Genomic DNA, 21,595 nt, shown 5'->3' with positions numbered 1-21,595 from the left:
TCCCAGTGTATTTCTGGGACTCTTTTTTTTCCGGCGGTGCCAATGGACGTTTCTTACCTGCTCGACAGCCTCAACGATAAACAGCGCGAAGCCGTCGCGGCGGAGCGGACCAATATGCTGGTGCTCGCCGGGGCAGGTAGCGGCAAGACGCGCGTGCTGGTGCATCGCATTGCCTGGCTGCAAAGCGTCGAGAACTGCTCGCCGTATTCCATCATGGCCGTCACCTTTACCAACAAAGCGGCGGCAGAGATGCGCCACCGTATCGCTGAACTGATGGGCACCTCGCAGGGAGGTATGTGGGTCGGTACCTTCCACGGGCTGGCGCACCGTCTGCTGCGTGCGCACCACCTGGATGCTAATCTGCCGCAGGATTTCCAGATTCTCGATAGCGAAGACCAGCTTCGCCTGCTCAAGCGCCTGATCAAAGCGATGAACCTTGACGAGAAGCAGTGGCCGCCGCGCCAGGCGATGTGGTTTATCAACAGCCAGAAAGACGAAGGGCTGCGTCCGCATCACCTGCAAAGCTACGGTAACCCGGTTGAACAGACCTGGCAGAAGGTTTATCAAGCCTATCAGGAAGCGTGCGACCGTGCGGGACTGGTGGACTTTGCCGAGCTGCTGTTGCGCGCCCATGAGCTGTGGCTTAACAAGCCGCATATCCTCCAGCACTATCGCGAACGCTTTACCAATATCCTGGTGGATGAATTCCAGGATACCAACAACATCCAGTACGCGTGGATCCGCCTGCTGGCGGGTGACACCGGTAAGGTGATGATCGTTGGCGATGACGACCAGTCGATTTACGGCTGGCGCGGGGCGCAGGTGGAGAACATCCAGCGCTTCCTCAACGATTTCCCGGGTGCAGAAACTATCCGTCTGGAACAGAACTACCGTTCAACCAGCAACATCCTCAGCGCGGCGAACGCCCTGATTGAAAACAACAACGGGCGTCTGGGCAAAAAGCTGTGGACCGACGGCGCCGACGGCGAACCGATTTCACTCTACTGCGCGTTTAACGAACTCGATGAAGCGCGCTTTGTGGTGAACCGCATCAAGACCTGGCAGGACAACGGCGGCGCGCTGACGCAATGCGCCATCCTCTATCGCAGCAACGCCCAATCACGCGTGCTGGAAGAGGCGCTGCTGCAGGCCAGCATGCCGTACCGTATCTACGGCGGTATGCGCTTCTTCGAACGCCAGGAAATCAAAGACGCGCTCTCGTATCTGCGTCTTATCGCCAACCGTAACGATGACGCGGCGTTTGAACGCGTGGTGAATACGCCAACTCGCGGCATCGGCGATCGCACGCTCGACGTGGTGCGTCAGACCTCGCGTGACCGCCAGCTGACGCTGTGGCAGGCCTGCCGCGAACTGCTGCAAGAGAAAGCCCTTGCCGGTCGCGCAGCGAGCGCCTTACAGCGCTTTATGGAGTTGATTGACGCGCTGGCGCAGGAAACGGCCGATATGCCGCTGCACGTGCAGACCGACCGCGTGGTGAAGGACTCCGGTCTGCGCATGATGTACGAACAGGAAAAAGGCGAGAAGGGCCAGACGCGAATCGAGAACTTAGACGAACTGGTGACGGCAACGCGCCAGTTCAGCTACAACGAAGAAGATGAAGATTTAATGCCGCTGCAGGCGTTCCTCTCCCACGCGGCGCTAGAAGCCGGTGATGGTCAGGCCGACACCTGGCAGGACGCGGTACAGCTGATGACCCTGCACTCGGCGAAAGGCCTGGAGTTCCCGCAGGTGTTTATCGTCGGCATGGAAGAAGGCATGTTCCCGAGCCAGATGTCGCTGGATGAAGGCGGTCGCCTGGAAGAAGAGCGCCGTCTGGCCTACGTTGGCGTCACCCGCGCCATGCAAAAACTGACGCTGACCTATGCCGAAACGCGCCGCCTGTACGGCAAAGAGGTGTATCACCGTCCGTCGCGCTTTATCGGCGAGCTACCGGAAGCCTGCGTGGAAGAGGTTCGTCTGCGCGCCACGGTCAGCCGACCGGTGAGCCATCAGCGGATGGGCACGCCAATGGCGGAGAACGATACTGGCTATAAACTCGGCCAGCGCGTACGTCACGCGAAGTTTGGTGAAGGGACTATCGTCAACCTGGAAGGCAGCGGTGAACATAGCCGTTTGCAGGTGGCGTTCCAGGGGCAAGGAATTAAATGGCTGGTGGCAGCCTACGCCAGACTGGAAATGGTATAACTTTCAGAAAAATATCATTATTTTGTAACCATATGCTAGCCTTACTGAACAGAAGGTAATTAATCCCGGTTAGCGTTTCGTTGCGTGTTGACGGCGTTTTTTTGCTGGCGTAACATGCGCGCACGATTACGCTAAGAGGACAAAGCCTTGGACACACCCAGTAGATGCTGGCTCACCTTCCTGTCATTCAGGAACAACTCCTAAGGCTATCCTCTTATGCTGATAGCCTTAGCGGTTGTCAGCGACTCGTATTTCCCGTCGCATTGAGTCAGGCTGTTTAATGGTCTGAAACCCCTGTAGTTTCTGTGTGCCCACCGGCTGTCCGATAATTTTTTGCATTGGGAGTCCCGGTCATGCTGAGCGCATTTCAACTGGAAAACAATCGTTTAACGCGTCTTGAGGCGGATGAGATTGATCATCTTGCCAGCTCGGTCTGGGTTGATTTAGTCGAGCCTGACGACGACGAACGAAACCGTGTGCAAAAGGATTTGGGCCAGAACCTGGCCACGCGCCCTGAACTGGAAGACATCGAAGCATCCGCACGTTTTTTTGAAGACGAAGACGGCCTGCATATTCACTCCTTCTTCTTTTATGAAGATGCGGACGATCACGCGGGTAACTCCACCGTGGCATTCACCATCCGCGAAGGGCGTCTGTTTACCCTGCGTGAACGTGAGCTGCCGGCATTCCGCCTTTACCGCATGCGTGCGCGTAATCAGGAGATGGCGGACGGTAACGCCTACGAGCTGCTGCTCGACCTGTTTGAAACCAAAATCGAACAGCTGGCGGATGAAATCGAAAACATCTACAGCGATCTCGAAAAGCTGAGCCGCGTCATTATGGAAGGGCATCAGGGCGACGAGTACGACGAAGCGCTCTCGACGCTGGCTGAACTGGAAGATATCGGCTGGAAGGTACGCCTGTGTCTGATGGATACCCAGCGCGCGTTGAACTTCCTCGTGCGTAAGGCGCGTCTGCCAGCGAATCAGCTTGAGCAGGCGCGAGAAATCCTGCGAGATATCGAATCTCTGCTGCCGCACAACGAATCGCTGTTCCAGAAGGTTAACTTCCTGATGCAGGCGGCGATGGGCTTTATCAACATTGAGCAGAACCGCATCATCAAGATCTTCTCGGTGGTTTCCGTGGTCTTCCTGCCGCCGACGCTGGTGGCTTCCAGCTATGGTATGAACTTTGAGTTTATGCCGGAGCTGAGATGGAGTTTTGGTTATCCTGGGGCGATTATCTTTATGATTCTGGCGGGGCTTGCGCCGTATCTGTACTTTAAGCGCAAGAACTGGCTGTAATGGCTGTGCCGGATGGCGCTTCGCTTATCCGGCTTACAGCAGCACATCAATGTAGGCCGGATAAGGCGCAGCCGCCATCCGGCATTGCTTTAGCTCCGACGTCCCCGTCTTTGCGTATACAGCGCATCCATCACGAATATCGCCAGCGCGACCCAAATAAACGCAAAGGTCACCATCTTATCCGCACCAGGCACTTCACCGTAGAACGCTACCGCCAGCAGGAACATCAGCGTAGGGCCGATGTACTGGAAGAAGCCCAGCGTTGACAGACGCAGGCGCGTTGCCGCACCGGTAAAGCACAGCAATGGGATAGTCGTCACGACGCCTGCGGCAATCAGCAGCAGATTCAGCGACCATGAGTTGCTGCCCATGTGGCTGGTGGCGCTATCGGCGATGCCGAACAGATAAATTGCGGCCACGGGAAGCAGCCAGAGCGTCTCAAACAGCATGCCAGTCTGCGCATCGACGGCAATTTTCTTACGCACCAGCCCGTAGAAGGCAAAGCTAAACGCCAGCCCCAGCGCAATGATTGGCAGCGAGCCAAAGGTCCAGAGCTGTACCAGAACGCCGCAAATCGCCAGCGCAACGGCTAACCACTGCATCCGACGAAAACGCTCGCCGAGGAAAATCATCCCCAACAGAATATTCACCAACGGGTTGATGAAGTAGCCGAGGCTCGCCTCCAGCATATGGTGGTTATTGACCGACCAGATAAACAGCAGCCAGTTGCCGCCGATTAATACTGCCGATAGCGCGAGCAGGAAGATCTTCTTTGGGGTCTTCAGCAGCGTTTTGACCTGCGACCACTGACGGCTAATGCTGATGAGCGCCACCATAAAGAAAAATGACCAGATAACACGGTGGGTCAGGATTTCATCGGCTGGAACGTAGTAAATCAGCTTGAAGTAGGCTGGAGCGATGCCCCAGATGAAATAGGCGGCAAGGGCCAGAAGCACGCCTTGTCGCGTTTGTTTGGGATCCATGTGAAACATCCATTTCGAAAAAGTAACGCAATTTTACGCGATTCTGGCGGTTATCCCACCATATAAGTCGCCGTGGCGCTGGCGATATGCGTTTTCTCTTCGTTGTGCAATTCAACGCGGGCAACGGCAACCTTATTGCCTGCGCGCAGCAGCGTGCTGGAAGCGGTAAAGCGCGTGCCGCGCCCTGGGCGAAGATAGTCGACGCGCAGGTCGATGGTGCCCATTTTTGATAGCCGCTGTCTCAGCTCATCTTCATTGATGGTGTCATGGCGTGCCAGCGTGCTGCCCACACATACCAGGCCTGCCGCGACGTCCAGCGCCGAGGCGATCACCCCGCCGTGTAGGATACTTTGCGCCCAGTTGCCGACCATCATTGGCTGGTTGTTGAAACTCAGCTGTGCGAACGCTTTCTCATAGACCTCTAGCTCCAGATTCAACGCCCGGTTGAACGGCATGTGGTAGACAAAAATTTCGCCAACCAGCTTGAGTGCGGCTTCCGCGGTGAGTTCTGCAGACATAGTAACCTTACATTTCATTGTTAATAAAATGTTGATTTTATGCCTATTGGATGTTGATTTCTACTTTCGGAAAGGTTTGATGAGCAAGAACCACGTAAACGGGTAGAATACGTATCAATTTGTTATCCATTATTTATATATATCTCAGGGGAAGTTGATTGATGCGGATCTCACTAAGTGGGCTGCTGGCGCTGCTACTGCCTGTCGCGGCGCTGGCGCAGGAAGCGACAATTAAAGAAGTACATGATGTACCCGCGGTGCGCGGCAGTATTATCGCCAACCTCCTACAAGAGCATGATAATCCGTTCACGCTTTATCCCTACGAAAGCAACTATCTGCTCTACACCTGGACCAGCGACCTTAATAAAGAGGCGATTCGAACCTATGATTGGGCTGAGAATGCGCGGAAAGACGAGGTGAAATTCCAGCTTAGCCTGGCGTTCCCGCTGTGGCGCGGCATTTTGGGTGATAACTCGGTGCTGGCAGCCTCATATACTCAGCGCTCCTGGTGGCAGATGTCCAACAGCGACGAGTCGGCGCCATTTCGTGAGACCAACTATGAGCCGCAGCTCTTTCTCGGCTTTGCCACCGACTACCGCTTCGCCGGCTGGACGCTTCGTGATGTGGAAGTGGGCTACAACCACGATTCTAACGGCCGCTCGGACCCAACTTCCCGTAGCTGGAACCGTCTGTACACGCGCTTAATGGCGCAGAACGGCAATTGGCTGGTTGAAGTGAAGCCCTGGTACGTGATTGGTGATACCGACGATAACCCGGATATCACCAAATATATGGGCTACTACCGGCTTAAAATCGGCTATCAGCTGGGCGATGCCGTGCTCAGCGCGCAGGGGCAATATAACTGGAACACGGGCTACGGCGGCGCTGAGCTTGGCGTTAGCTATCCTATCAGTAAGCACGTTCGCCTCTATACTCAGGTGTATAGTGGATACGGCGAATCGCTTATCGACTATAACTTTAACCAGACTCGCGTTGGGGTCGGGGTGATGCTTAACGATCTGTTTTAAGAGCAATTCCTGCGGTTTGTTGCGAGCATGGCCGAAGGAATTCGTCTAAAACGTTGCAGTTTGGCACGCGGGCGCTGAAAATAGCGCCTGTTTTTATTTAACGGTAATGGGGTCAATGTGGCACAGGCGGAAGTTTTAAATCAGGAATCGCTGGCTAAACAGGTTTTGCAAGAGACCTTTGGCTACCAGCAGTTCCGTCCTGGCCAGGAAACCATTATCGATACCGTGCTGGAAGGGCGCGACTGCCTGGTCGTGATGCCAACCGGCGGCGGCAAATCGCTGTGCTATCAAATTCCTGCGCTGGTGCTTAACGGCCTGACGGTGGTGGTTTCACCGCTGATCTCGCTGATGAAGGACCAGGTCGATCAGCTGCTGGCGAACGGCGTGGCGGCGGCTTGTATCAACTCCACTCAAACCCGTGAACAGCAGCAAGAGGTGATGGCCGGCTGCCGTACCGGGCAGATTCGCCTGCTCTATATCGCCCCGGAACGCCTGATGCTGGATAACTTCCTTGAGCATCTGGCGCACTGGAATCCGGCGATGCTGGCGGTCGATGAAGCACACTGCATCTCGCAGTGGGGACATGATTTCCGCCCGGAATATGCCGCCCTGGGTCAACTGCGTCAGCGCTTCCCTGCGCTGCCGTTTATGGCGCTGACGGCTACCGCCGACGACACCACGCGTAGCGATATTGTCCGTTTGCTGGGGCTGAACGATCCGTTTATCCAAATCAGCAGTTTCGACCGCCCGAATATTCGCTACATGCTGATGGAGAAGTTTAAGCCCATCGACCAATTGATGCGCTACGTGCAGGAGCAGCGCGGTAAATCCGGCATTATTTACTGTAATAGCCGTGCGAAGGTGGAAGACACCACAGCCCGTTTGCAGAGCCGTGGCATCAGCGCGGGGGCTTATCACGCCGGGCTTGAAAACAACGTGCGCGCCGACGTGCAGGAGAAATTCCAGCGCGACGACCTGCAAATTGTCGTCGCTACCGTGGCTTTCGGGATGGGTATCAATAAGCCCAACGTCCGTTTCGTGGTGCACTTCGACATTCCGCGCAATATCGAATCCTACTATCAGGAGACCGGTCGTGCTGGCCGGGACGGCCTGCCGGCGGAAGCGATGCTGTTTTACGACCCGGCAGATATGGCGTGGCTGCGCCGCTGTCTGGAAGAAAAGCCAGAGGGCATGTTGCAGGATATTGAACGGCATAAGCTCAATGCGATGGGGGCGTTTGCTGAAGCGCAGACCTGCCGTCGCCTGGTGCTGCTCAACTACTTTGGCGAAGGTCGTCAGGAGCCGTGCGGTAACTGCGATATCTGCCTCGACCCGCCTAAACAGTACGACGGCGTTCAGGATGCGCAGATTGCGCTCTCAACCATTGGCCGGGTTAACCAGCGCTTTGGCATGGGCTATGTCGTTGAGGTGATTCGCGGTGCGAACAGCCAGCGTATTCGCGAGTTCGGACACGATAAACTGAAAGTCTATGGCATGGGGCGCGACAAAAGTCATGAACATTGGGTGAGCGTCATTCGCCAGCTTATCCACTTAGGTTTTGTCACCCAGAATATCGCCCAACATTCGGCGCTACAGCTTACCGACGCATCCCGCCCGGTGCTGCGCGGCGAAGCGCCGTTGCAGCTTGCCGTACCGCGTATCGTGGCGCTGAAGCCGCGCGTGATGCAGAAAGCGGCGGTAGGCAATTACGACAAGCAGCTGTTTGCCAAGCTGCGCAAGTTGCGTAAAGCCATTGCCGATGAAGAAAATATCCCGCCTTATGTGGTCTTCAACGACGCGACGCTGATTGAAATGGCAGAACAGATGCCTATCTCTCCGAGCGATATGCTCAGCGTCAACGGCGTCGGCACGCGTAAGCTCGAGCGTTTTGGCCGTGAGTTTCTGGCGCTTATCCGCGCTCACGTCGACGGCGACGATGAGGAGTAGTCAGTTCGTGGAAAAAGTGCAAAGATAGTTACCCACTGTACTATTTTCCGCGAATTTATCGCCCCGTTTGGTAGGTCTATCATGATTACGCTGTTTCTGACCGTCGCGCTGGTGCACATCATTGCTTTGATGAGCCCGGGGCCGGACTTCTTTTTTGTCTCACAGACTGCCGTTAGCCGCTCTCGCAAAGAGGCGATGATGGGCGTACTGGGGATCACCTGTGGCGTGATGGTCTGGGCTGGCGTTGCGCTGCTCGGTCTGCACCTGATTATCGAAAAAATGGCGTGGCTGCACACCATCATTATGGTCGGCGGCGGTCTGTACCTGTGTTGGATGGGCTACCAGATGCTGCGCGGGGCGCTGAAGAAAGAGAAAGTCGATTCAGCCGAAGAACCGCAGGTTGAACTGGCTCAGGGCGGGCGCAGCTTTATGAAAGGCCTGCTGACTAACCTCGCTAACCCAAAAGCGATTATCTACTTTGGTTCGGTGTTCTCGCTGTTTGTTGGCGATAACGTCGGCGCGGGCGAGCGCTGGGGGATCTTCCTGTTGATTATCCTTGAAACGCTGGCCTGGTTTACCGTAGTGGCGAGCCTGTTTGCGCTGCCCGCTATGCGTCGCGGCTACCAGCGTGCGGCGAAGTGGATTGATGGCGTGGCGGGCACGTTATTCGCAGGGTTCGGCATTCACCTGATTATTTCGCGCTAAGTGATTGGCCCACTCGGTGTTGTCATCGAGTGGGCTATGCGATGTTTAGTGGCGGAGTTGCTGGAGTTCATCATGGGAAAGTCCGGTGATCTCAGTGATGATGTTGCTATCAAGACCCCTCGCCAGCATTGCTTGTGCGACATTCTGCAATGTGGCAAGTTTACCTTCCTGAATACCTTGTTGAATCCCTTCCTGACGGCCAATCAATTTTAACTGTTCTGCCATGGTCATAAGCTTTTCTCCATGCTGCGGCACGCGCTGTGCCAATCCATACAATAGTTTTTGAACATCCTGGGCTTGTCCGGCCTGCATCAGGTAGTTTATCAGTACGGTTATTTGTTGTCCGCTGGTGTGTCCCAGAATAAACAAACTGGCTAGCTTGTCCTGTAGCAGCGCCATATCCCTCTGGCGAATATGCTTCTGCACCAGGGTCAGCGCCGCCATGCTGCGGTGTTGCATAATTTCATCATCGGGGATGACTGTAATATCCACTAGCGGGAAAGGCGAGGTGTAGAGTTGACGCTGCATGGCGGCAACGGCGTAACGTAGTAGCCTGAAGGCCATATGCTTATCCGGGGTACTTTGATGCTCGATAAGCACGTGAACATAGCCGCGACCGGTGGTGGTTTTCAGAGAGTAGATGATATCGCTGTAGTAGGGGCGCAGGTCGTCTTCGATAAAACTCCCCGATTCCAGCCGTAGCGTCTCTAGCTTGCAGAGTCGGAGAAGCTGAGTGGGGAGATGAAGGCTAATAAAATCCCGCGCCGTATCAGCGCAGGAAAGGAAGGTTTTAAAGACCGCATCATGCGGTGTGGCTGTCTCCGTCATCGTTTATCATCCGTGAATGAAAAGTCTGGCGGCATTCTGTCACTGAGCCTATTTGTCGCTTAGCGATAATTCGAGCTCTCTTTCCGGGATGCGTAACCGCTCGCGCGATTTTGTCAGCGAGTTATCCCCGCGACAAAATTTTGTGCGCCGGATTCATGCATGGCGAGCCGATGCCAGCAGCGCCCCTACCAGCATAAACAGCGAACCAAACACCTTATTCAGTGCTTTCATCTGCTTCGGCCCTTTAATCCACGCCGAGATCCGCTGCGCGAGCGTGGCATAGCCAATCATCACGATGATATCGACAACGATAGTCGTCACCCCAAGAATCAGGTACTGCATAATCTGCGGCTGATGGGGCACGATAAACTGTGGGAATAGCGCGGCCAGAAACACAATGCTTTTTGGATTGGTGAGGTTGACGAATACCGCGCGCTGAAACAGCTTGCCGCGGCTTTGCGTCTTCGCCAGCGTTTTCAGGTCGATGGAGCCTGCGGCGCGCCATTGCTGAATACCAAGCCAGATAAGGTATGCGGCACCCGCCCATTTCAGCACCTCAAAGGCTAGCAGGGAGCGCGAGAAGAGTGTCCCGAGGCCTACGCCAACCAGCACGATGTGTATCGCCAGGCCGGTTTGAAGACCGGCAATCGATGCTGCTGCTCCGCGATAGCCGTGGTTAATCGAGGTGGTCATCGTGTTGATCGCCCCTGAGCCCGGAGAAAGGCTAAGAATTATGGATGTGAGCAGGTAGGCGAACCACCATTCGAAGGTCATGAGAAACTCCCTGATTGTCTGTTTTTATGCCACAATACGCTATTGTCCAGGCGTTGTGTTATGCGTCACAAAAAAATGATTTTCAGCGGTTAGCAGGGGTGGAAGCCCGATGTTTCGACAGCAAAAGGATTGGAATACAAGAGAAAACGCGTTTGCTGCCTTTACGACCGGCCCGCTGATGGATTTCTGGCGGGGGCGAGAGGAAGCAGAGTTTATCGGCGTTGATAGCGTTCCGGTACGGTTCGTGCGGTTCAGTTCGCCTGCGCATGACAGCGTGATTGTGGTCTGCCCCGGGCGAATTGAAAGCTACGTAAAGTATGCCGAACTGGCGTACGATCTTTTCCATAGCGGCTTTGATGTACTGATTATTGACCACCGTGGTCAAGGACGTTCCGGACGTATGTTGTCCGATACCCATCGCGGCCACGTGGCGAAATTCAGCGACTATGTCGACGATCTGGCTGCATTCTGGCAGCAACAGGTGCTGCCGGGACACTGGCGGCGTCGGTTTATCCTCGCCCACTCTATGGGCGGGGCTATCGCGACGCAGTTTTTGCAGCGTAATCCGCAAGGCTGTGACGCCATCGCGCTTTGTGCGCCAATGTTCGGTATTATTATGCGCCTGCCGGAATGGGTAGTCAGGCCACTTCTCGATTGGGCTGAGGGCCATCAGCGTCTTCGGGAAGGTTATGCAATGGGAACAGGCCGATGGCATGCCTTGCCGTTTGGTATTAATGTCCTGACCCATAGCCGCGAACGCTATCGGCGTAACGTTCGTTTTTATGCCGATGAACCCCGGTTGCGCGTGGGCGGCCCCACGTATCACTGGGTCAGAGAAGGTATCCTGGCAGGGGAGCAAATCCTCGCCGGTGCTGCAAAAGAGACGTTTCCTGTTCTGCTGATTCAGGCAGAGGAAGAACGCGTCGTTGATAATCGCATGCACGATCGTTATTGCGAGCTTCGCGCCGAAGCGGGCCATCCTTGTGATGGCGGTAAGCCGCTTGTCATACAGGGCGCCTATCATGAGATCCTTTTTGAAAAGGACGCTATGCGCTCAGTCGCACTCACTGCCATCGTCGATTTTTTCCATCGACATCGTTAATTCGGCGCCAGCGCCGCACTGTTTAGAGGTTAAATTCGAATATGTACCAGGTTGTTGCGTCTGATTTAGATGGCACCTTACTCTCCCCTGACCACCACTTAACGCCGTATGCGAAAGAAACGCTGAAGCTGCTCACCGAGCGCGGCCTGAATTTTGTTTTCGCCACTGGCCGCCACTACATCGATGTGGGCCAGATTCGCGATAATCTGGGGATCAAATCCTACATGATCACCTCCAACGGCGCGCGCGTACACGATGCTGACGGAAAACAGGTCTTTGCCCATAACCTCGACCGCGATATCGCCGCCGATCTTTTCGGCATCGTGAATGCGAATCCGGACATCGTCACCAACGTTTATCGTGAAGACGAATGGTTTATGAACCGCCACCGCCCGGAAGAGATGCGTTTCTTCAAAGAAGCGGTCTTCAACTACACCCTGTATGAACCAGGTATGCTGGAGCCGGAAGGGGTCAGCAAGGTGTTCTTCACCTGCAACGACCACGAAACGCTGCTGCCTTTGGAACAGGCAATTAACGCGCGCTGGGGCGATCGCGTCAACGTCAGCTTCTCCACGCTCACCTGTCTGGAAGTGATGGCGGGCGGCGTGTCGAAAGGTCATGCGCTGGAAGCGGTGGCGAAAGCGATGGGCTATACCCTGAAAGACTGCATCGCCTTTGGCGATGGGATGAACGACGCTGAAATGCTGTCGATGGCGGGGAAAGGCTGCATTATGGAAGGCGCGCACCAGCGTCTGAAAGACCTGCATCCGGAGCTTGAAGTGATCGGCTCAAACGCCGATGACGCAGTCCCGCACTTCCTGCGAGACATGTATCTGCGTTAATTATCAACAACTGACTATTTAGTGGTCAGTTGTCAACCAACAACTCCGCTACAATGAATGCTCATCTTCCTATGAGACATTCATTGTGGCGCTCCTGATTATTACCACGATTCTGTGGGCTTTCTCTTTTAGCTTCTACGGCGAGTACCTTGCCGGGCACGTCGACAGCTACTTTGCGGTGCTGGTGCGCGTAGGCCTGGCGACGCTGGTCTTCCTGCCGTTTCTGCGCACCCGCGGGCACAGCCTGAAAACCGTTGGCTTGTACATGCTGGTGGGCGCAATGCAGCTAGGCATCATGTACATGCTGAGCTTCCATGCTTATCTCTACCTCACCGTGTCTGAATTGCTGCTGTTTACCGTCCTCACGCCGCTCTACATCACGCTGATTTATGACCTGATGAGCGGCCGCCGCCTGCGCTGGAGCTACGCGTTTAGCGCGCTGCTGGCAGTGATTGGCGCGGGGATTATTCGCTATGACCATATCACCAACCATTTCTGGACGGGGCTTATCCTGGTGCAGCTTTCCAATATCGTCTTTGCGATTGGCATGGTGGGCTATAAGCGACTGATGGAAACCCGACCGATGCCGCAGCATAACGCCTTTGCCTGGTTTTACCTTGGGGCGTTTCTGGTGGCGACGGTAGCCTGGATGCTGCTCGGCAACGCGCAGAAAATGCCGCAGACTCTCCCGCAGTGGGGGATTCTGGTGTTCCTCGGCGTGGTGGCTTCGGGGATTGGTTACTTTATGTGGAACTACGGTGCCACGCAGGTGGATGCGGGCACCTTAGGGATTATGAACAATATGCATGTCCCGGCAGGACTGCTGGTGAACCTGGCTATCTGGCATCAACAGCCTCACTGGCCGAGCTTCCTTACAGGGGCTGCGGTGATACTGGCCTCACTGTGGGTGCATCGCCATTGGGTCGCTCCGCGTTCTTCACGAACGGCAGATGATCGCAAGCGTGGTTCCGCGCTGAGCGAATAAACGCATCCGTCACCGGCTGACGCTGCTCGCCATCGCGCACGGCGGCGTACAGTCGGCTCCACAGCCCTTCGCCCAGGGTTTTGGTCACAATCAGACCCTGGCGCTCGAAACTCTCCACCACCCAGTGCGGCAGGGCGGCAATGCCCATCCGTGCAGCAACCATCTGCACCAACAGCAACGTGTTATCAACGCTTTTCAGCTGTGGGCTTATGCCAGCAGGCTGCAGAAAATGACGCCAGATATCCAGACGCTGGCGCTGTACTGGGTAAATCAGCAGCGTTTCTGATGCCAAATCTTCCGGCGTAATGCGCGCTTTGGTTGCCAGCGGGTGATCCGGCGACAGGACCAGTCGCACTTCAAAATCAAACATCGGCGAATAGTGCAGGCCGCTGCGCGGCAGGATGTCAGAGGTGAGCACCACATCCAGCTCGCCCTGTTGGAGGGCAGGCTGCGGGTCGAAGGTCACGCCGGACTTAAAGTCCATTTCAACCTGCGGCCACTGTTTACGGAAATTCTCCAGCGCAGGGGTCAGCCACTGAATACAGCTATGACATTCGATGGCGATGCGAAGGGTAGTCTGCTGCGGCTCATGGCACGCCTGCAGCGCTTGGGCTATCTGCGGCAGCACCTGGTTCGCCAGCTGCAGCAGGATTTCACCCTGCGGGGTAAAGCGCAGCGGCTGGCTTTTACGTACGAATAGCCGGAAGCCAAGGCGCTGTTCCAGATCGCTGAACTGGTGAGACAGGGCGGATTGGGTCTGATGCAGCGTCGCCGCGGCGGCTGCCAGAGAACCACTGTTCCGCAACGCCTGGAGCGTTTTCAGATGTTTAATTTCGATCATGAAAGTCCTTCACTTCGGCATGAACAATTTGCGCTTGAGGATTATACAGTACATTCACATTATGGATGTGTAAACATCTGGACGGCTAAAATCCTTCGTCTTTTAAATTTATGGTGCGTTGGCTGCGTTTATTCACCCCAGTCACTTACTTAAGTAAGCTCCCGGTGATTCATAAACTTGCCGCCTTCCCTAAATTGAAAATCCAAAGGATTTCAACAATTAAGAGAGGCATATGATGACTATTCAAAACCACACCCTCGGTTTCCCTCGCGTTGGACTGCGTCGCGAGCTGAAAAAAGCGCAAGAGAGCTATTGGGCGGGTAACGCGTCGCGTGAAGAACTGCTGGCCGTTGGCCGCGAGCTGCGTGCCCGTCATTGGGAGCAGCAGAAGCAAGCGGGTATCGACCTGCTGCCGGTGGGCGATTTCGCCTGGTACGATCATGTACTGACCACCAGTCTGCTGTTAGGCAACGTCCCGGCTCGCCATCAGAACAACGATGGTTCTGTCGATATCGACACCCTATTCCGTATTGGCCGTGGCCGCGCACCGACCGGTGAACCTGCGGCGGCGGCAGAAATGACCAAATGGTTTAACACCAACTATCACTACATGGTTCCCGAGTTCACCAAAGGCCAGCAGTTCAAGCTGACCTGGACCCAACTGCTGGATGAAGTCGACGAAGCGCTAGCGCTCGGCCACAACGTGAAGCCTGTCCTGCTCGGGCCGGTAACCTATCTGTGGCTGGGGAAAGTGAAAGGTGAGCAGTTTGACCGTCTGACCCTGCTAAACGACATCCTGCCGGTGTACCAGCAGGTACTGGCTGAGCTGGCTAAACGCGGTATTGAGTGGGTGCAGATTGATGAACCAGCGCTGGTTCTCGAACTGCCGCAGGCGTGGCTGAACGCTTTTAAACCAGCCTATGATGCGCTGCAGGGGCATGTGAAGCTGCTGCTCACCACCTATTTCGAAGGCGTGACGCCGAATCTGGACACCATCGCCGCGCTGCCGGTGCAGGGACTGCATGTTGATTTGGTACACGGTAAAGATGACGTTGACGCGCTACATCAGCGCCTGCCGGGGGATTGGCTGCTCTCCGCTGGTCTGATTAATGGTCGTAACGTCTGGCGCGCCGATCTCACCGAAAAGTATGCGCAGATTAAAGCGCTGGTTGGAAAACGTGAACTCTGGGTCGCCTCTTCCTGCTCCCTGCTGCACAGCCCTATCGACCTGAGCGTTGAAACCCGTCTGGATGCGGAAGTGAAGAGCTGGTTCGCCTTCGCCCTGCAAAAATGCGGTGAGCTGGCGCTGCTTCGCGATGCGTTGAATACCGGCAACGCGGCGGCGCTGGTCGAGTGGAGCGCGCCGATTCAGGCTCGTCGTCACTCAACCCGCGTACACAATGCGGCGGTGGAACAGCGTTTGGCGGCGATTACTGCCAAAGATAGCCAGCGCACGAGCGCCTATCCGGAGCGCGCTGAAGCGCAGCGTGCGCGCTTTAACCTGCCCGCGTGGCCAACCACAACCATTGGCTCATTCCCGCAAACCACGGAAATCCGCAGTCTGCGTCTGGACTTCAAAAAGGGTAACCTGGATGCCAACCACTACCGCACCGGGATCGCCGAACATATCAAGCAGGCGATTATTGAGCAGGAGCGTCTGGGCCTTGATGTGCTGGTGCACGGTGAAGCCGAGCGTAACGACATGGTGGAATATTTCGGTGAACACCTCGATGGCTTCGTCTTCACCCAGAACGGCTGGGTACAGAGCTACGGTTCCCGCTGTGTGAAGCCACCGATTGTCATCGGCGATGTTAGCCGCCCGGAAGCGATCACCGTGGAGTGGGCGAAGTACGCCCAGTCTCTGACCGACAAGCCGGTGAAAGGCATGCTGACCGGCCCGGTCACGATTCTTTGCTGGTCCTTCCCGCGTGAAGACGTGACCCGCGAAACTATTGCTAAGCAGATTGCCTTGGCGCTGCGTGATGAGGTGGCGGATCTGGAAGCGGCCGGCATTGGTATTATTCAGATTGACGAACCGGCGCTGCGTGAAGGTCTGCCGTTACGTCGTAGCGACTGGGCGGCCTATCTTGAGTGGGGCGTGGAAGCCTTCCGTATCAACGCCGCGGTGGCGAAAGACGATACTCAAATCCACACTCACATGTGTTACTGCGAATTCAACGACATCATGGATTCTATCGCGGCGCTGGATGCGGATGTGATTACCATTGAAACCTCCCGTTCAGACATGGAGCTTCTGGAATCGTTTGAAGAGTTCGACTACCCGAACGAAATCGGGCCGGGCGTTTATGATATTCACTCACCAAACGTACCGAGCGTGGAATGGATTGAAGCCCTGCTGAAAAAAGCGGAGCAGCGTATTCCGGCAGAACGTTTGTGGGTGAACCCGGACTGTGGTCTGAAAACTCGCGGCTGGCCAGAAACCCGCGCGGCGCTGGCGAACATGGTAAAAGCGGCGCAAAACCTGCGTCAGGCGTAAAAAATGAAACGGAGGCATTGGCCTCCGTTTCGCTCTATATAAGGCTTAGCCTTTTTTCCCATTGTACTGCGCAAACCATGCCAGCATGCGCTGCCAGCCGTCTTTGGCCGACTCTTCATGATAGCTTGGGCGATAATCAGCGTTAAACGCATGCCCGGCTTCTGGATAAACCACGATGTCTGCTTTCGCATTGGCCGCGCGCAGGGCATGACGCATGGTTTCGACGGACTCCAGCGAGATCCCGGTATCCTCTCCACCGTACAGCCCCAGCACCGGCGCGCTCAGATCGACGGCGACATCTATTGGGTTTTTTGGGTTGTTCAGCGTTTTATCACCGACCAGACGGCCATACCAGGCAACGGCGGCTTTCAGCTGCGGGTTGTGCGCGGCATAGAGCCACGTAATGCGCCCACCCCAGCAAAAGCCGGTGATGCCCAAGCGGCTGGCGTCACCACCGTTACGCGCAGCCCAACTGGCAACGTGATCGAGGTCGGCCAGAACCTGCGCATCGGGAACTTTTGAGACCAGGCCAGCAAACAGTGTAGGGATGTCAGCGTAATCATTAGGATCGCCCTGACGGAAGTAGAGCTCTGGTGCGATCGCCAGATAACCCTCCAGCGCCAGACGGCGGCAAATATCACGGATGTGTTCGTGGACACCAAAAATCTCCTGCACTACGATGATTATCGGCAGCGGCGCGTCGCTGTGCTTGGGGCGCGCGTGGTACGCCGGCAACATCTCACCTTGTGAAGGAATAGACGTTTCTCCCGCTGAGATGCTCTCGTCGGAGGTATGAACAGCGGTTGAGGCATGAGGCGAAGCAGCAGGGGCAAATCCAGGTTGTTTGTTGATTGTCATGGCATTCTCCGTACCCTTTTAATGAACTCATAGCTGAATCACAGTGCCTGAATGCGGCGTATTTTTGTGCAGCAGGTGATAACAATAACTTGTTAATGTGATGTGAATCACTAATTGCGTGGAATTTAATGTAATATTTTTAATTCTTAGTGATGGTAGTCACGAAAAGATGTTGTGGTCTTCTATAAAGTACATTTTTGCTTCTTCTGACAAAACTGAACCACAGAGGAGTTCTTTATGTCCAAGTCTGATGTTTTTCATCTCGGCCTCACCAAAAGTGACCTTCAAGGGGCTACGCTGGCCATCGTCCCTGGTGACCCGGAACGTGTGGAAAAGATCGCCGCGCTGATGGAAAAGCCGGTAAAACTGGCATCTCACCGTGAATTCACTTCCTGGCGTGCCGAGCTCGACGGCAAGTCAGTGATCGTTTGCTCTACCGGCATCGGTGGACCATCCACTTCTATCGCCGTGGAAGAGCTGGCGCAACTGGGTATTCGTACTTTCCTGCGCGTGGGTACCACTGGCGCTATTCAGCCGAATATTAACGTCGGTGACGTACTGGTCACGACGGCTTCCGTTCGTCTGGACGGGGCGAGCCTACATTTTGCACCGATGGAATATCCAGCTGTTGCTGACTTCGCGTGTACGACTGCACTGGTAGAAGCGGCGAAATCAGTAGGCGCGACCACTCATGTGGGCGTTACCGCCTCTTCTGACACCTTCTACCCGGGTCAGGAACGCTATGACACCTTCTCCGGTCGCGTAGTAAGAAACTTCAAAGGCTCCATGGAAGAGTGGCAGTCAATGGGCGTGATGAACTACGAGATGGAGTCCGCGACGCTGCTGACCATGTGCTCAAGCCAGGGTCTGCGCGCAGGGATGGTTGCTGGGGTTATCGTTAACCGTACCCAGCAGGAAATCCCAAATGCTGAGACCATGAAGCAGACTGAAAGCCACGCGGTGAAAATCGTGGTGGAAGCGGCACGCCGCCTGCTGTAATCAGGTCTGAGATGATTGAAGGCCTCATTATGAGGCCTTTTTTGTATTTAGCGCTGTGAGGCTTCCAGCAATGCGCCAAGCGACAGTCCTACTTCTTCAGACAATGGCATTAGATCATTACTGACGGCGGCGAAGGCATCCAGAAAATGGCCTTTCTGATGTAACGCAACGATATTCCCAGCGCATTGATGAAATTTTGCATGCAGAATGCGGAAGTGTTCGTATTCAGGATAGTTGGCGAATGATGCACCTTCGTTGTATATCCATTTCCCTACCTGGCAGACTGCATCGCTGGAAACCTGCGTAATATCAAAATCGTGTCCTCTATTCTCACGCAATGCAGTTAACCAACGTTCTCGCCAGGCAATATGATAGGCAATTGCCTCTTCGAGTATCAGACCATTTAAGTTTTGCCTCTCCCTGGGGACTCCAAGAACGGCATCTTCCCCGGCAATTCTTTTTTTTATCCATGTCCCAAATTCCATAATATTCTCCGTTAGTTATTGTGTTCATTGAGGTGATAAAATAAAGCAGTGATTCAGCGTTTATTTAAATTAGAGCTGTAAAAATGAAAAAAAACAAGAATCAGATGTTTATTGATTTTTTGTATATTAGTGGCGCCAGTGTCTGAGTGAGAACTAATTTTCGATAGATTATCTTGAATGTTTTTATCAGGCAATAAAAACGCAGTGGTAATTTGTGACACGCTTTTGTTTTAACGTATTAAATATATTTCTCTACTCTATTTTATTTGTTTAAAATAAAGTTACTTATTTTTTAATTTACCTTATGAATATTTAATAATGATTTTTGCGCTGAGCCTCGCAGGAAACCGCTTTAAAACTGGACGTTTATACAGCACAATTCTATTTTGTGCAGATAACGGGTTCAAGCAGGAGGCGTTGTGGATATTGCCGTAGTGATTTATGCGTTGGTCGCGCTGGCGGGCATAGCGATTGGCTGGCTGGCCGCAAGCTATCGTGTTGCGCAGCAGCGGGCCGAACAACTAGCTGAAGAGCGTGATGTGTACGCTGAGCTTAGCGCGGCAAAACAGCAAATTGCCCAGAACGCCCATTGGCGTGAAGAGTGCGAACTGCTCAACAACGAACTGCGCAGCCTGCGAGAAATCAACTCGTCGCTGGAAGTTGATCTACGAGAGGTCACTACGCTGCTGGAGACCACGCGGCAGCACGGTGATGAAAAATACCGTTTGATGCTCAACAGCGAACAGCGTCTGAGCGAGCAGTTTGAAAATCTCGCGAACCGTATTTTTGAGCAGAGCAACCGTCGGGTGGAGGAGCAAAACCGCCAGAGCTTACATGGTCTCCTTACGCCGCTTCGTGAACAGCTTGATGGTTTTCGCCGTCAGGTTCAGGAAAGTTTTGGTCAGGAGGCGCGCGAGCGTCACACCTTGGCGCATGAAATTCGCAACCTCCAGCAGCTCAATGCCCAGATGGCGCAGGAAGCGGTTAACCTGACCCGCGCGCTAAAAGGCGACAACAAAACCCAGGGGAACTGGGGTGAAGTGGTGCTCACGCGTGTGCTGGAGGCATCTGGTCTGCGTGAAGGGCACGAATATGAAACTCAGGTGAGTATCAACACCGATGCCAATTCCCGTATGCAGCCTGACGTTATCGTGCGCCTGCCGCACCGCAAAGACGTGGTGGTGGATGCCAAAATGACGCTGGTGGCCTACGAGCGCTACTTTAACGCCGAAGATGATTACACCCGCGAAGCCGCGCTGCAGGAGCATATTGCCGCAGTGCGTAACCACATTCGGATGCTGGGGCGCAAAGATTACCAGCAGCTCCCGGGGCTGCGTTCACTGGACTATGTCCTGATGTTTATTCCCGTCGAACCGGCATTCCTGCTGGCGCTGGACCGCCAGCCCGAGCTTATCAGCGAAGCGCTCAAAAACAATATCATGCTGGTGAGCCCGACCACGCTGCTGGTGGCGCTGCGGACAATCGCCAATCTCTGGCGCTATGAGCATCAAAGCCGAAATGCGCAGCATATTGCTGAACGTGCGAGCCGCTTATATGACAAAATGCGCCTTTTCGTGGATGACATGTCGGCCATTGGTCAGAGTATCGATAAAGCGCAGGAAAACTACCGGCAGGCGATGAAAAAGCTCACTACCGGGCGCGGCAACCTGCTAACGCAGGCCGAAGCGTTCCGCCACCTCGGGGTGGAGGTAAAACGCGAGATTAATCCGGAACTGGTTGAACAGGCGACGGCACAGGACGATGATTTTCGTCTGCGTGACGACACAGATACGAATGATGACAATCCGTTAGCCGCAGAACGTCGCTAAGACGCTCGCCGCACGGGTTTGGTAACGGGGTGGAATCGTAGGGCAATTGCGTCCAATCTGTTACACTCCATGAACATTTTCTTGATAAGCAGGCATAGAGATGGTTGAGGATTCACAAGAAACGACGCACTTTGGCTTTCAAACAATCGCCAAATCACAGAAAGAAAACATGGTGGCGCATGTCTTCCATTCTGTCGCCGCAAAATACGATGTGATGAATGATCTGATGTCATTCGGTATTCATCGTCTCTGGAAGCGTTTTACCATTGATTGCAGCGGCGTGCGCCGTGGACAGACGGTCCTCGATCTGGCGGGCGGCACCGGTGACCTGACGGCAAAATTCTCGCGTATGGTCGGTGAAACCGGCCGCGTGGTGCTGGCAGATATCAACGACTCCATGCTCAAAATGGGGCGTGAGAAGCTGCGTAATATCGGCGTAGTGGGTAATGTGGAATACGTACAGGCTAACGCCGAAGCGCTGCCGTTCCCGGATAATACCTTTGACTGCATCACCATCTCTTTTGGTCTGCGTAACGTCACCGACAAAGACAAAGCGCTGCGTTCAATGTATCGCGTACTGAAGCCTGGTGGGCGCCTGCTGGTGCTGGAGTTCTCCAAGCCGGTTATCGACCCACTGAGCAAAGCTTACGATGCTTACTCGTTCCACATTCTGCCGCGTATTGGCGAAATGGTGGCGAACGATGCAGAAAGCTATCGCTATCTGGCGGAATCTATTCGTATGCACCCCGATCAGGACACCCTGAAAGGGATGATGCAGGATGCCGGGTTGGAAAACGTTGAGTACTTCAACCTGACTGCCGGGATTGTCGCGCTGCATCGCGGCTATAAATTCTGATAAGCGGGG

The 21,595-nt window shown here is 54.6% G+C and carries 20 protein-coding genes; 13 read left to right on the top strand and 7 right to left on the bottom strand.

Annotated elements, in window-relative coordinates; translation table 11 throughout:
- The first annotated feature begins 42 nt into the window (after nt 1-42).
- From uvrD to corA, 3 genes are all read left to right on the top strand, one after another.
- A complete protein-coding gene (uvrD, locus tag MY052_RS23050; protein ID WP_035896466.1) occupies nt 43-2,205 on the top strand; it encodes a DNA helicase II in 2,163 nt (720 codons plus the stop codon).
- A gap of 147 nt (nt 2,206-2,352) precedes the next feature.
- The gene (gene ysgD, locus MY052_RS24365; protein ID WP_368301982.1) at nt 2,353-2,409 is read left to right on the top strand and encodes a YsgD/CorL family protein; all 57 of its coding nucleotides are present in this window, start codon (nt 2,353-2,355) and stop codon (nt 2,407-2,409) included.
- Between the two features lie 149 nt (nt 2,410-2,558).
- Nucleotides 2,559-3,509: a magnesium/cobalt transporter CorA gene (gene corA / locus MY052_RS23045; protein ID WP_035896467.1), complete on the top strand. Its 951-nt coding sequence runs from the start codon at nt 2,559-2,561 to the stop codon at nt 3,507-3,509.
- A gap of 89 nt (nt 3,510-3,598) precedes the next feature.
- Here the strand turns inward: corA and rarD are convergent, their stop codons facing one another.
- Both rarD and yigI read right to left on the bottom strand, forming a co-directional pair.
- Nucleotides 3,599-4,492: an EamA family transporter RarD gene (gene rarD, locus MY052_RS23040; protein WP_248537925.1), complete on the bottom strand. Its 894-nt coding sequence runs from the start codon at nt 4,490-4,492 to the stop codon at nt 3,599-3,601.
- 50 nt (nt 4,493-4,542) lie between these two features.
- Nucleotides 4,543-5,010: an acyl-CoA thioesterase YigI gene (yigI, locus tag MY052_RS23035; protein WP_035894400.1), complete on the bottom strand. Its 468-nt coding sequence runs from the start codon at nt 5,008-5,010 to the stop codon at nt 4,543-4,545.
- A 161-nt stretch (nt 5,011-5,171) separates the two neighbouring features.
- On the opposite strand from yigI, the gene pldA reads away from it, so the two are divergent.
- The 3 genes from pldA (at nt 5,172) to rhtC (ending at nt 8,690) form a co-directional block, all read left to right on the top strand.
- Nucleotides 5,172-6,038 carry a phospholipase A gene (gene pldA / locus MY052_RS23030; RefSeq protein ID WP_123651770.1) on the top strand — a complete coding sequence of 289 codons (867 nt, stop codon included), beginning with the start codon at nt 5,172-5,174 and terminating at the stop codon, nt 6,036-6,038.
- A gap of 117 nt (nt 6,039-6,155) precedes the next feature.
- Complete coding sequence (gene recQ, locus MY052_RS23025) at nt 6,156-7,985, top strand: ATP-dependent DNA helicase RecQ (RefSeq protein ID WP_248537924.1); 1,830 nt, start codon at nt 6,156-6,158, stop codon at nt 7,983-7,985.
- Nucleotides 7,986-8,066: 81 nt separating this feature from the next.
- A complete protein-coding gene (gene rhtC / locus MY052_RS23020; RefSeq protein ID WP_035894405.1) occupies nt 8,067-8,690 on the top strand; it encodes a threonine export protein RhtC in 624 nt (207 codons plus the stop codon).
- Nucleotides 8,691-8,735: 45 nt separating this feature from the next.
- On the opposite strand, the gene MY052_RS23015 is transcribed toward rhtC, so the two are convergent.
- Both MY052_RS23015 and rhtB read right to left on the bottom strand, forming a co-directional pair.
- On the bottom strand, nt 8,736-9,518 hold the full coding sequence (locus MY052_RS23015; RefSeq protein WP_248537923.1) for an Rpn family recombination-promoting nuclease/putative transposase: 783 nt from the start codon (nt 9,516-9,518) through the stop codon (nt 8,736-8,738).
- 153 nt (nt 9,519-9,671) lie between these two features.
- Nucleotides 9,672-10,292 carry a homoserine/homoserine lactone efflux protein gene (gene rhtB / locus MY052_RS23010; protein WP_035894409.1) on the bottom strand — a complete coding sequence of 207 codons (621 nt, stop codon included), beginning with the start codon at nt 10,290-10,292 and terminating at the stop codon, nt 9,672-9,674.
- A 109-nt stretch (nt 10,293-10,401) separates the two neighbouring features.
- On the opposite strand from rhtB, the gene pldB reads away from it, so the two are divergent.
- The 3 genes from pldB (at nt 10,402) to MY052_RS22995 (ending at nt 13,221) form a co-directional block, all read left to right on the top strand.
- Complete coding sequence (gene pldB / locus MY052_RS23005) at nt 10,402-11,394, top strand: lysophospholipase L2 (protein ID WP_115074752.1); 993 nt, start codon at nt 10,402-10,404, stop codon at nt 11,392-11,394.
- A 41-nt stretch (nt 11,395-11,435) separates the two neighbouring features.
- Nucleotides 11,436-12,236 (top strand): sugar/pyridoxal phosphate phosphatase YigL, encoded by an 801-nt coding sequence (yigL, locus tag MY052_RS23000; protein ID WP_035894413.1) that lies wholly within the window; start codon nt 11,436-11,438, stop codon nt 12,234-12,236.
- An 85-nt stretch (nt 12,237-12,321) separates the two neighbouring features.
- Nucleotides 12,322-13,221 carry a carboxylate/amino acid/amine transporter gene (locus MY052_RS22995; protein WP_248537922.1) on the top strand — a complete coding sequence of 300 codons (900 nt, stop codon included), beginning with the start codon at nt 12,322-12,324 and terminating at the stop codon, nt 13,219-13,221.
- On the opposite strand, the gene metR is transcribed toward MY052_RS22995, so the two are convergent.
- Nucleotides 13,109-14,062, bottom strand: coding sequence for an HTH-type transcriptional regulator MetR (gene metR, locus MY052_RS22990; protein WP_035894415.1), 954 nt, complete (start codon nt 14,060-14,062; stop codon nt 13,109-13,111). The genes MY052_RS22995 and metR overlap by 113 nt on opposite strands.
- A 235-nt stretch (nt 14,063-14,297) precedes the next feature.
- Between metR and metE the strand changes: the two genes are divergently transcribed.
- Nucleotides 14,298-16,559, top strand: coding sequence for a 5-methyltetrahydropteroyltriglutamate--homocysteine S-methyltransferase (gene metE, locus MY052_RS22985; RefSeq protein ID WP_115074968.1), 2,262 nt, complete (start codon nt 14,298-14,300; stop codon nt 16,557-16,559).
- Nucleotides 16,560-16,604: 45 nt separating this feature from the next.
- On the opposite strand, the gene MY052_RS22980 is transcribed toward metE, so the two are convergent.
- On the bottom strand, nt 16,605-17,417 hold the full coding sequence (locus tag MY052_RS22980) for a dienelactone hydrolase family protein (protein ID WP_248537921.1): 813 nt from the start codon (nt 17,415-17,417) through the stop codon (nt 16,605-16,607).
- Between the two features lie 237 nt (nt 17,418-17,654).
- Between MY052_RS22980 and udp the strand changes: the two genes are divergently transcribed.
- On the top strand, nt 17,655-18,416 hold the full coding sequence (gene udp, locus MY052_RS22975) for a uridine phosphorylase (protein ID WP_035894418.1): 762 nt from the start codon (nt 17,655-17,657) through the stop codon (nt 18,414-18,416).
- 47 nt (nt 18,417-18,463) lie between these two features.
- Here udp and MY052_RS22970 read toward each other — a convergent pair whose 3' ends face one another.
- Nucleotides 18,464-18,901: a CZB domain-containing protein gene (locus MY052_RS22970; RefSeq protein ID WP_248537920.1), complete on the bottom strand. Its 438-nt coding sequence runs from the start codon at nt 18,899-18,901 to the stop codon at nt 18,464-18,466.
- A gap of 419 nt (nt 18,902-19,320) precedes the next feature.
- Here MY052_RS22970 and rmuC point away from each other — a divergent pair, with 419 nt between their 5' ends.
- Nucleotides 19,321-20,730: a DNA recombination protein RmuC gene (gene rmuC / locus MY052_RS22965; protein WP_035894421.1), complete on the top strand. Its 1,410-nt coding sequence runs from the start codon at nt 19,321-19,323 to the stop codon at nt 20,728-20,730.
- Nucleotides 20,731-20,830: 100 nt separating this feature from the next.
- A complete protein-coding gene (gene ubiE / locus MY052_RS22960; RefSeq protein ID WP_035894422.1) occupies nt 20,831-21,586 on the top strand; it encodes a bifunctional demethylmenaquinone methyltransferase/2-methoxy-6-polyprenyl-1,4-benzoquinol methylase UbiE in 756 nt (251 codons plus the stop codon).
- The last annotated feature ends 9 nt before the right edge of the window (nt 21,587-21,595 follow it).

The organism is Kluyvera ascorbata (assembly GCF_023195735.1).
Classification (GTDB): Bacteria; Pseudomonadota; Gammaproteobacteria; order Enterobacterales; family Enterobacteriaceae; genus Kluyvera; species Kluyvera ascorbata.
Note: the sequence above shows the minus strand (reverse complement) of the source record. Positions and strands in the feature narration are given on the sequence as shown.